This window comes from Bartonella sp. AD13SXNS (assembly GCF_042196465.1).
In the GTDB taxonomy this organism is placed as follows: domain Bacteria; phylum Pseudomonadota; class Alphaproteobacteria; order Rhizobiales; family Rhizobiaceae; genus Bartonella.
Genome location: NZ_JBHIQI010000023.1, coordinates 1 through 11,739, shown reverse-complemented (window position 1 = coordinate 11,739; position 11,739 = coordinate 1). Strand labels below are relative to the sequence as shown.

The following is an 11,739-nucleotide window of genomic DNA, read 5'->3' as shown; positions in this document are numbered from 1 at the left end:
CTGTCTGATACGGTTGGCAAATCGTTGGCGGAAGAAATCGGTACCGCCAAGGCAGAAGGCAAAATAGACACGGTCACACAGATCGTTGCCCACGCCGGTCTTGGCTGCTTAAAAGGTGCTGTTGCGAGTGGTGCTTGCTCTGCAGGTGCTGTGGGGGGTGCTGTGGGCGAAGCCACTGCTATGCTCCAGTTTCAATTGTGGGTGCAAGGCATTGTGAAAGAGGAAATGGGGGACCTAAACGGTCGCACCCCAACTCCGGAAGAGGAAGCGCGTATAAACGCAAAGATTGATGCGCAGTTTGCTGACTTTAGGGATCACACCATTGATGTTGCACGGGCTGCGGGGGGCGTTGCTGCTGCCCTTGCCGGTGGCGATGTTGATGCCGGCGCCGATGCCGCAGGTAATGCCGCTGCAAATAACTTTTTGGGGAGTGCACAACGCGCTCAGATGAAGAAAGAGTTAGAAGAGTGCCCTGATGATCAGTGTCGAAGAGATGTTAACGAAAAATGGTTCGAGATTGATGAACAACAAGATAGAACTTTTTCGACAGGAATTATGACTGGTCTCATTGCCGATATACCAATCAAGCTATACGAGTTAGCTGATGGCGCTGTGAAGAACATGATGTTACAAATGATAATATTTGCTAGCAATCCACGGGGGGGCGTTGAAAAGAGTTTTAAAGACATTGGAACAGGAGCGTCTTGGGTCGTGAGTGGACATGTGATTGATGATGTCTGGGAAGGTGCTGGTCAATTCTGGGGAGGTGTTGAGGATTCCTTTATAGGGGATATAGATTACGTAAAAGAGAATATTGAAAAAGCGGGAGTTGACGGAGCTTTTAATGCTGGTTTTGAAAGTGGAAGATTATCAGCTGGAGTATTAGAAAACTTTGCTGGAGGAGCTGGAGCAGCCAAGGGAGCTATAAATCTTGGCAACAAGGCTGTGATCAAGTTCATTGCTAGGAAAGATTTTGCCCAATTCGCTTCCAAGAAAAATCTTGCAGAACTTGCAGCTCAGGGAAATCCTGACAAACTAGCGGCGAGGAAAGAACTGACCAAACTTGCTGCTAAAGAAAAAAAGCTTTGGTTAAAAGAGAAACCCACTAAATTTACCGATAGCAAATTTGGACAGACGAACAAAGCCTATCAGAGAGACGATTTGTTTGATCCTAACAGAATTTCTAAATGGACAGTAAACAAAAAAGAAGTGTGGGGCACCAATGTTGAGAGAATGGAAGCAGGAAGAGCACCGATAGGATTTGATGATGAGTCTGTTGAGTTGCATCACTTAAAGCAAACACATGATGGTCCCATAGCAGAAATGAGCAAGGAATCTCACCAAAAATATAGTTCCGTAATTCATGCTCCTTCCAAAACACATCAATCGCTTATAGAGAGAGACAAGTTTGGTAATTGGAGAGAGGAATATTGGAAGGAACGTGCTAAAGGGTATAGAGAACAAAAAAACAGTAATTTAGGAGGAATAATTGATATGAAATGGGGTATCATAGGTCTAAATTTTGACAGATGGGGACAGGAGCATCGGTAGTAATACTCTACGATTGATGAAAAGAGAAAAAAGAAACTTATAAAATAATTTATGGAGGATAATTGATGAAAACCTATACCTTAGATGATGTTACAGTATTAGTTGATAAATATAATGATATTATCAATTTTCGTACTGAAGAAAATGTGGCTGATGATCTACGGATTGAAAAGGCGGAGAAAGCTCTCGATTTGCAATTCACATCTTCTTATAAGAGCTTTTTAAAAAAATATGTAGGAGGAGAAATTGGTGGTGAAGAAATCTTTAGCCTTTATAAGGAGTGTGGAGCAGATATCCCTGGTGGTGATATTGTTTTCAAAAACTTAAATGCTAGAAAACGTGGTTTTGCAACATCAGAACAGCTTGTCGTGTGTTACGCTGATTTTGGTGAAACCTTTTACTTTGATTATACGCAGTTTCGGGATGGTGAATGCCCACTTTATGTCATGCTTCCATCTGAAGATTGCGAATATTACGCCAGTAATTTTTATGAATTCCTATGCAAAAGAATTAAAGTACACGCGGGAGTTGAGATACCTGAAGGTGATCAACCGATTGAAAAGATTGAGCACACTCCCACTCCGCAACCTGTACCTTTTTACAAGAGTTTTTGGAAAAAACTATGGAGGAGGGGCAATTGATAGGGGAAATATGGAGCGTTACGCAAGTTTTGAGGATCATCTATGAAAACCTATACCTTAGCTGATGTTGCAGTATTAATTGATAAAGTGAATAAATATGATGATGAGATTATCAATTTGGGTAGTGAAGATGATGAAGAGAATGAAACAGATGATCTACAGATTGAAAAGGCGGAGAAAACTCTCGGCGTACAATTCACATCCTCTTACAAAGTTTTTTTAAAAAAATATGGAGGAGGAGAAATTGGTGGTGAAGAAATTTATAGCCTTTATGGAGATTGTGGGGAAGGTATTCCTGCTGGTGATATTGTTTACCAAAACTTACTCGATAGAAAACATGGTTTTGCGACACCAGAACAGCTCGTTGTGAGTTATGATCTTGATGAAACCTTTTATTTTGATTATACGCAGTTTAGGGATGGAGAATGTCCAATCTATGTCATGTTTGCGGATGAGGAGTCCGAATATTACGCCAGTAATTTTTATGAATTCCTATGCAAAAGAATTAAAGTACACGCGGGAGTTGAGATACCTGAAGGTGAACAACCGATTGAAAAGATTGAGAACACTCCCACTCCGCAACCTATCCCTTTTTACAAGAGCTTTTGGAAAAAACTATGGAAGAGGTGAAATTGATAGAGGAAATATGAAGCGTTTATAACGCAAGTTTTGAGGATCATCCATGAAAACCTATACCTTAGCTGATGTTGCACAATTAATTAATAAGTATCCGGATGTTATCGACTTTGGCACTGCAGAGGATGCACCTGATGATATATTGATTGAAAAGGCTGAGAGAACTCTTGGTTTACAATTCACCTCGTCCTACAAAAGTTTTTTAAAAAATTATGGAGGAGGAGAAATTGGTTGCGAGGAAATTTTTAGCATTTATGGTGTAGACTTTGAAACTGTTTATGGTGGTGACATTGTCTATAATCGCTTAACAGAAATGAAAAATGGTTTAGCAAAATCACAGCAGCTTGTTGTCAGTAGAACTGATTTTGGTGAGACATTTTACTTTGATTACTCTCAGTTTCAGGATGGTGAATGTCCGCTCTATTTTGAGGTAATATCTGGAGATCCCCTTTATTATGCAAGTAATTTTTATGAATTTCTCTGTAAAAGAATTAAGGACCATGCAGGGGAAGATTTATGAAAACCTATACTTTAGATGATGTTGCAGTATTAATTGATAAAGTGAATAAATATGATGATATTATCAATTTGGGTACTGAAGATGATAGAGAGAATGAAACAGATGATTTACAGATTGAAAAGGCGGAGAAAGCTTTGGGTTTGCAATTCACATCCTCTTACAAAATTTTCTTAAAAAAATATGGAGGAGGAGAAATTGGTGGTGATGAAATATTTAGCATTTATGGAGATTGTGGGGAAGGTATTCCTGCTGGTGATATTGTTTACCGAAACTTACTCAATAGAGAACGTGGTTTTGTGACACCAGAACAGCTTTTCGTTAGCAGAACAGATTTTGGTGAAACCTTTTATTTTGATTATACGCAGTTTAGGGATGGTGAATGCCCACTTTATGTCATGCTTCCATCTGAAGATTGCGAATATTACGCTAGCAATTTTTATGAATTCCTTTGCAAAAGAATTAAAGAAAGCGTGGGAGCTGAGATACCTGATGGTGACCAACCGATTGAAAAGATTGAGAACACTCCCACTCCGCAACCTATACCTTTTTACAAGAGTTTTTGGAAAAAACTATGGAAGAGGTGAAATTGATAGAGGAAATATGGAGCGTTTATAACGCACGTTTTGAGGATCATCTATGAAAACCTATACTTTAGATGATGTTGCAGTATTAATTGATAAAGTGAATAAATATGATGATGAGATTATCAATTTTGGTACTGCAAAAAATGCGGTTGATGATTTTGTAATTGAAAAGGCGGAGAAAATTCTCAGTTTACAATTTACATCTTCTTACAAGAGTTTTTTAAAAAATTATAAAGGAGGAGAAATTGGTGGCGAAGAAATTTTTAGCCTTTATAAGGATTGTGGGGAAGGTATTCCTGCTGGTGATATCGTTTACCAAAACTTAAATGATAGAAAACGTGGTTTTACGACACCAGAACAACTCGTTGTGAGTTATGATCTTGGTGAAACCTTTTATTTTGATTATACGCAGTTTCGGGATGGAGAATGCCCACTCTATGTCAGGCTTCCATCTGAAGATTGCGAATATTACGCAAGTAATTTTTATGAATACCTTTGCAAAAGGATTATAGTACACGCGGGAGAAGAGATACTTGATGGTGATCAATCGATTGAAAAGACTAAGAACACTCCCAGTCCGCAACCTATCCCTTTTTACAAGAGTTTTTGGAAAAAACTATGGAGGAGGGGCAATTGATAGAAGAAATACGGAGCGTTTATAACGCAAGTTTTGAGGATCATCTATGAAAACCTACACTTTAGATGATGTTGCAGTATTAATTGATAAATATAATGATATTATCAATTTTCGTACTGAAGAAAATGCGGCTGATGATCTACTGATTGAAAAGGCGGAGAAAGCTCTCGATTTGCAATTCACATCTTCTTATAAGAGCTTTTTAAAAAAATATGTAGGAGGAGAAATTGGTGGTGAAGAAATCTTTAGCCTTTATAAGGAGTGTGGAGCAGATATCCCTGGTGGTGATATTGTTTTCCAAAACTTAAATGATAGAAGAGATGGTTTTGCAACATCAGAACAGCTTGTCGTGTGTTACGCTGATTTTGATGAAATTTTTTATTTTGATTATACGCAGTTTCGGGATGGAGAATGTCCAATCTATGTTATGTATCCATTGGATAATTGCGAATATTACGCCAGTAATTTTTATGAATTCCTTTGCAAAAGAATTAAAGAAAGCGTGGGAGTTGAGATACCTGATGGAGACCAACCGATTGAAAAGATTGAGAACATTCCCACTCCGCAACCTATCCCTTTTTACAAGAGCTTTTGGAAAAAACTATGGAAGAGGTGAAATTGATAGAGGAAATATGGAGCGTTACGCAAGTTTTTAGGATCATCTATGAAAACCTATACCTTAGCTGATGTTGCAGTACTAGTTGATAAATATAACGATAGTATCGATTTTGGCTCTACAGATGAAGCAGTTGATGATGCACTGATTGAAAAAGCAGAGAAAACTCTTGGTTTGCAGTTTACGTCTTCCTATAAAAGTTTTTTAAAAAACTATGGAAGAGGGGAAATTTGTGGTGAGGAAATATGTAGCGTTTATGATACAAACTTTGAGATTGTTCGTAGTGATGATATTGTTTATAAAAACTTAAATTATAGAAAAAATGGTTTTGCAACGCCACAGCAACTTATTGTTAGTAGAACCGATTTTGGAGAGACATTTTTCTTCGATTATTCTCAATTTCAGAATGGAGAATGTGCACTCTATTTTGATTTTCCACCCAAGGATCCACAATATTATGCAAGTAACTTCTATGAATTCCTCTGTAAAAGGATTACAGATAATTTGAAGTAAATTTCTTTGTATGGTGGTTTTATTTTCAAATTGCAATGTTAAACCACCATTATTTTTTTTAAATGAGAGAAAATTAAAATCATTATATTTCAATAAGTTAAGTTTTATGAATTTTTCAAAATACAACTTATTAAAACAGCCATAACAAATAAATACAACTGTAAATATATATTTGTCAGTTTATGTCAGTACATTGAATCGACAAAAGTGATCATTTAGTGAATGATTAAAATGTGCTTTATGAAAAGCATATAATCTTTTAAAGCCTTTCAAAAGATAGTTTGTAACTCATATGAAATGCTATCAAGACCATTATGGTTATGAGTTTTGAAGATTTTGAGTATTTTGAGGGTTCCTTTTACTCCCCTTTATATATTTTTTTTCAATCGAAAAATAAAAGTCATTATATTTCAATATATTAGCATTTTAGAGATACAATCTATATTAAAACACAACATGTAAATACAACCAACGATATATTTTTGAAGGTATTTTGAGAGTTTGAGAAACCTTCAAAACCTATAAGTAATATAAGAAAATGAATATATATAACTCTCTTTAAACAAAGCTTTTGAAAACAATAAAGCACTCATTTTAGATTACGGTATAACCTCTTAAAGGCAATGTAAAAAAATCTAACTCACTTTAAGAGTGGGTTTCTTAAAAGTCTTAAAGCAATCCCAATAAGAGTGTTTAAAAGTACAAAGCCTTATTTTTAGAATAACGCATATTAGGATTGTATCTAATCAACTTAACAAAAGAGGTATAGATTATGGTTATAAGCTCTATACCCCTTATGCGTTTATCATACCCATTATGTGAGCATGCTTTATAAGTTATTCAGTTTCTCTTAATACCAAATTTGGTAAGTTTTTTACGATTTTCATTGTCTCTAAACTTACGGTAATAACCCTTTGAAACAACTCTAATGGATAAGCAGGGTTGCCAACGGTTTCAACAGCATAGCGATTGGCATCATTAACAATGCCACTCTTTTTATCAGTCTTTACACATTGACGCCCCATAACCCATTCAAGAGCGGGTTTACCATTGACGATATACGCATAAGCTTCAAGAGGTATATCTGTTATTGTGATATTGTTATTATAAATAACAGTGGTTTTATCTTTCTCTTTACCTGCTTTTGCGAATTTCATTTCAGTAACATAATAAAACTTTTCGGGATTAGAGATTTCTGTAACTTTTGGATTACCCTTTTTAAAAGTCACTGGATAAGGCTCTACAGTTTCATAATTCACGTGCAAATGACCCAGTTCACGCCCTGCTGTTACGAACTTCCAAAAATTACCAGCACTCTTTACACAAGGGATACGAGGCAATTCTTTAGAGAGGTTATCAGCATAACGAGCACGATAATCTTCCGAATGAAGTAAACCGTAAACATAATAGAATAGATCATCTTTAGTGATTTTTTCATTAGGATAAGCAGCTTTAAAATGTGCTAATCCTTCATCAGTAATGGCATCACGCCTCTGTAAACCAGCTGTTTTGCTTTCTTCTGTAAATAAATGGGATTGTTTCTCACTTTTACCTTTTGAAACCATAGTATCTTCATAAAAATACCGTGGAAAGCATTGACCTTTTTCTATTGCATCTAGATTAGGCAAATCTTCAGACATAAGAACAGAAAAACCACACCTTGCTCCTACGCCTGTAATTTGAATTACTTTATTTTCAACCGCTTTTCCCATCGGAAATATCCGCGGCATTTGTAAAACCATTTCATTGAAGGTGCGATTATAATAGAGCCACTGTTGTGTAAAAGGACGATATAAACTTTGCATAAGGCATGTAGCTTCAAATTCAAAAGTATTTCCTTTTGCTAAATCTTCTTTAAGAGCGCGGCTCCAACTGATTTTTCTCGTATCTGTATTGACGAAATTGTCTACAGCATTTTTACGTATCCTAGGATCAACATGTCCATAAACATTATTAAAACGCTTTACTTCACTGTTATAGAAGGCAATCATATTACTTATGTTTTTCGCTAAAACTTCATGGCTTGAATTGTATACCCAAGCATCACGGCTAGTTACAATACCACAGGAATAAGTATCAAAAAGCTTTTTACCATGACCTTTTTTATAACCTATGGATAAAAATGCTTTAAAATTGTTATCACGTTGACCAAGCCAATCACCATGTTTATCTGGTGTGATTATTTGCCAACCTTGTTTACTTCGTGTAATGCCATCAATGCTCCTAAATTTTTTAATTGTCTTAAGCTTTTTTTCTCTTGTGTGATTATTACCAATATCATGATAGTAAATTTTACAAGGTCCAATAGCATTGGGATTTTTGATAAACAAGGTTACAGCAATACCGGTCATACTACCATTGCCAAAAATATTTTCACCTTCTTGAGCTCTTCCATTGCTTAACATATTTTTGCGAAGATCCCCCCGTAAATTAAGCACATAAATGCTCGTAAACTCTTTGGCTAAAGATTTTCGTAATCCATCCATTGTTGACTTTTCTATGTAACCAGAACCAGAAACAAAACCGATTACTCCAGCATTATCAATACGATCACTAGCCCAGCGAATGGCACGAATATAACTATCATAAAGATTTCGCATAAGGCTTGCTTTAGATTGAGCGGCGTAAGTTTCATCAATACGGTCATTTAATATCGGATAAGGCGTATTCTTTGCATTATCATTAGCACTTTTTTGACCTGTTGAATAAGGAGGGTTACCAAAGATAACTTTGATATCCAGTTTCTTTTGATGCTCTAAATATTCACTGTTTTCTTTGAATAATTTTTGCAGAAGGCTTTTCTCTTCAAGCATGCGGAATGTATCGGTTAAACCAATATGTTTGAAAGGGATATACTCACCTTTCATGATACTATGATACGTCGATTCAATGTTAATCGCTGCTATGTAATAGGCTAGCAAGACAATCTCATTTGCGTGGATATCATAACGGTATTTATATTCCATATCCTCTGGTTTGATGAGATTGGATTGTAATAGCCGTGTGATAAAGGTCCCAGTACCCGTAAAAGGGTCAAGAATAGAAACACCACGTGATCCTAGACTTTTTCCAAATTCATGACGCAACACATCATCAACAGAATGAATGATAAAATCAACAACCTCAATGGGAGTATAAACAATGCCTAATTTTTCTACTGTACGCGGAAAAGCATAACGGAAAAATTCATTGTAAAGCTCTACAATTAAACTTTGTTGTGCTTCAAGAGTGGTAATTCCACGCGTGTAAAATTGTACACTCTTAGAAATATTTTTGAGATCTTGAGATTCTTCTTTAGGAGTAACTTTATCAAGGGCATTGAGTACACGTTGTAAAGCGCAAGATACGGGATTTTCTTGAACAAACTGATGCCCCTCAAATAAAGCATTAAAGACTGGACGCGTCACAAGATGTTGCGCAAGCATTTCAATCGCATTTTCTTCGGAGAGGGTTGTGTTTAAATTACTACGTAATTCGGTCATAAAACCATTAAACACCCGCCGCGTTTCCGTTTCTGATTTTGTTAAAACTTCAGTTAAGCGTGTGATATGAGTTTGAGCAAGATCACCAACATTTATTGCCCATTTTTTCCAATAGCTAGGATCGTAAAATCTATTAACAATAGCAGTTCTAATGACATCTTTACATTTAGAAAAAAGGGGGAGTTCTCCTTGTTCTTCATATGTGTGAGAAGATTCGTAAGTTGCTAACCCAATATTAAGTCCTGAATACTCTAATTTTGAGCGTATAGGTAAATCATCAATAACCGTGGTCGTATCTTCTAACGCAAGTTCTTGAGAAGCAGCAACAATTTCAAGAGCATCGCTTACGTCTTGTTTTTTGTGCATATGGTGAATTATTTTATTAAAGTTATCATCATGAGCACGTAAAGCATTGAGAACTTGCCAGATGACATTATACTTTTGGTTGTTTTCTAAGGCTATTTCCGGCGGAATGTCAGCGGGTATCCCAACGGGTAGAATGATATAGCCTCTTTTTTTACCCTCTGCTCGACGCATGACACGTCCTATTGCTTGAATAATCTCAATTTGACTTTTTCGCGGGTGTAAAAATAGAACGGCATCAAGAGCAGGAACATCAACACCTTCAGAAAGACAGCGTACATTGGTAAGTACACGGCAGGTATTTTCCCCCGCATCTTCCTTTAACCATTCAAGTTGTTTTGTACGCTCTTTAGCACTAAAGGTTCCATCAATATGGGCAAGGGTACAGTTAAGAGGGGGAGTATCTTTATAGTTTTTATGAAGAGCGCGTAAAGATTCTTGAACTTTTTCTTTTTTGAATTCCTTGCATATGCGTTTAGAAGTCTCAATATCTTTGCAAAATGCTAAAGCTCTACGCATGGGATTGGGGTCATCTTCAAGATCAAGTTTCAGATCCATTTTGGTAAGGGCTCTATAACAGCCATTAATCTTGGTCCTATCGTCAAGAATAAGTTCATAATTCTTATCGGTAATAAGATGTTGAATGGATTGGCTTACTTCTTTTTCATTGACAACTAATATGATAACTTTACAAGGTGATAACAGTTTATGTTCTAGAGCTTCCGCAAATGTATAATGATGCAGTTCTTTGCCATAAATTTTTTCGTCATCCATAGAGGCAAGAACAGTATCAGATAGGTCAGCTTTCCTTTTTATCTTATCTGTAAAGATTTTGGGGGTTGCTGTCATATATAGACGTTTTTTACCCCGAATGATTCTGTTATCATGAACCTTGATAAATTCAGATTCACGCTTGTCTGTTCCTAACACAGCCCCAGTTGTTCTATGTGCTTCATCGCAAATGATCAGATCAAATTCGGGTAAAGCATGATCCTTTTGCGCATCCGAAATCACTTGGATAGAATGGTAAGTTGAAAAGACCACGGTCATCGCATCTGCTAGGTTTTCGCAAGCTTCTTTGGCAAGGGCTTGGGCATCCGTGGTAGCAGGGAGAACAAGATCTGATGTTTCCATGCCAACAATATCCTCTTGGTTTTTACGACGCTTGCCTACTTTCGTATCCGAACACACCGCAAAGGAACGCAACGAGATTTGTGCATCGGCTGTCCATTCACGGATTGTTTGCGAGACTAAAGCCAGAGAAGGAACCAGAAACAAAACACGCTTGCCTTTCCCAGCAAGGGTTTCTGCTATCTTCAAACTGGTGAAAGTCTTCCCCGTACCACATGCCATGATCAGCTTGCCACGGTCTGCTTCTTTTAAATCTTCACAGACTTTCTTGATGGCTTCTTCTTGATGGGGACGAGGCTCTTTGGTTGATTTCAGAACCACCTCTTTTTTTGTTGCAAATATTTGCCAATCTATCCGACTGTTTTCCATATGACGAAGGTCAATGCGATAAACGGGTATCGCTTGTCCTTTAATCATGGCATTCACATTGTCACTTAATTCCACTTCCGTACTGTCAACAAGAAGACGATATTTAAAGATGTCTTTTCCAGATGCCGCGATAAAGCTATCAATATCCTTTTTACTAATCTGATGATCTGCTTGATAAAACTTACATTGAATAGCGACATAACCCTCTTGATTGCGAAGCTTGGCAACCAGATCAATGCCGATATCATTTTTATTCCAACCTTCACGCTTTTGCGCCCATTCATAATAGGTTTGCACCTTTTCGTAGCGTCCATAATGGAGAGGGTCATACATAAGATATTTTGTCACAAAATCTTCAAACACTTTCCCCCGTAGAGCATTTGATGTTGCCTGTTCACGATAGGATTGTAAAAGGGAACGTAAAGTGAATTGTTCATTATCAGATTTAATAGATTGCAGCATATTGTAATAAAAATCCCTTGCCTTATGAGATGATCAATAACCATCAAAAGAATCAAAACGAATTCAATCAAATTGACTTAAAGCAAATAACGATAAAAATGGGAAAAAACTGATAAAAAAAGCAGATATTTTTTCAAAAGGGGTTTTTAAAGGCTGCTTATCAACAGCCCATGACACGGGGTCAGATCAGCAAAATAGTGAAATTTGCTGTTTGTTTTATGGTTAATCAAGACA

The 11,739-nt window shown here is 36.8% G+C and carries 9 protein-coding genes; 8 read left to right on the top strand and 1 reads right to left on the bottom strand.

Annotated elements, in window-relative coordinates:
- The 8 genes from ACFIMQ_RS08690 to ACFIMQ_RS08655 all read left to right on the top strand — a co-directional run.
- The coding region (locus ACFIMQ_RS08690; protein WP_375703846.1) for an HNH/ENDO VII family nuclease at window positions 1-1,551 on the top strand (1,551 nt) is incomplete at its 5' end.
- 65 nt (window positions 1,552-1,616) lie between these two features.
- A complete protein-coding gene (locus tag ACFIMQ_RS08685; RefSeq protein ID WP_375703845.1) occupies window positions 1,617-2,192 on the top strand; it encodes an SMI1/KNR4 family protein in 576 nt (191 codons plus the stop codon).
- A 42-nt stretch (window positions 2,193-2,234) separates the two neighbouring features.
- Window positions 2,235-2,822, top strand: coding sequence for an SMI1/KNR4 family protein (locus ACFIMQ_RS08680; RefSeq protein ID WP_375703844.1), 588 nt, complete (start codon window positions 2,235-2,237; stop codon window positions 2,820-2,822).
- A 52-nt stretch (window positions 2,823-2,874) separates the two neighbouring features.
- A complete protein-coding gene (locus tag ACFIMQ_RS08675) occupies window positions 2,875-3,348 on the top strand; it encodes an SMI1/KNR4 family protein (protein ID WP_375613701.1) in 474 nt (157 codons plus the stop codon).
- Window positions 3,345-3,932 (top strand): SMI1/KNR4 family protein, encoded by a 588-nt coding sequence (locus ACFIMQ_RS08670; protein WP_375703843.1) that lies wholly within the window; start codon window positions 3,345-3,347, stop codon window positions 3,930-3,932. Before ACFIMQ_RS08675 ends, ACFIMQ_RS08670 begins: the two co-directional genes overlap by 4 nt.
- A 52-nt stretch (window positions 3,933-3,984) precedes the next feature.
- Window positions 3,985-4,569, top strand: a complete 585-nt coding sequence (locus ACFIMQ_RS08665) for an SMI1/KNR4 family protein (RefSeq protein WP_375618902.1) — start codon at window positions 3,985-3,987, stop codon at window positions 4,567-4,569.
- 46 nt (window positions 4,570-4,615) lie between these two features.
- Window positions 4,616-5,185 carry an SMI1/KNR4 family protein gene (locus tag ACFIMQ_RS08660; RefSeq protein ID WP_375703842.1) on the top strand — a complete coding sequence of 190 codons (570 nt, stop codon included), beginning with the start codon at window positions 4,616-4,618 and terminating at the stop codon, window positions 5,183-5,185.
- A 48-nt stretch (window positions 5,186-5,233) separates the two neighbouring features.
- On the top strand, window positions 5,234-5,698 hold the full coding sequence (locus ACFIMQ_RS08655; protein ID WP_375678117.1) for an SMI1/KNR4 family protein: 465 nt from the start codon (window positions 5,234-5,236) through the stop codon (window positions 5,696-5,698).
- 836 nt (window positions 5,699-6,534) lie between these two features.
- Here ACFIMQ_RS08655 and ACFIMQ_RS08650 read toward each other — a convergent pair.
- Window positions 6,535-11,505, bottom strand: a complete 4,971-nt coding sequence (locus ACFIMQ_RS08650; RefSeq protein ID WP_375703841.1) for a DEAD/DEAH box helicase — start codon at window positions 11,503-11,505, stop codon at window positions 6,535-6,537.
- Window positions 11,506-11,739 lie beyond the last annotated feature (234 nt).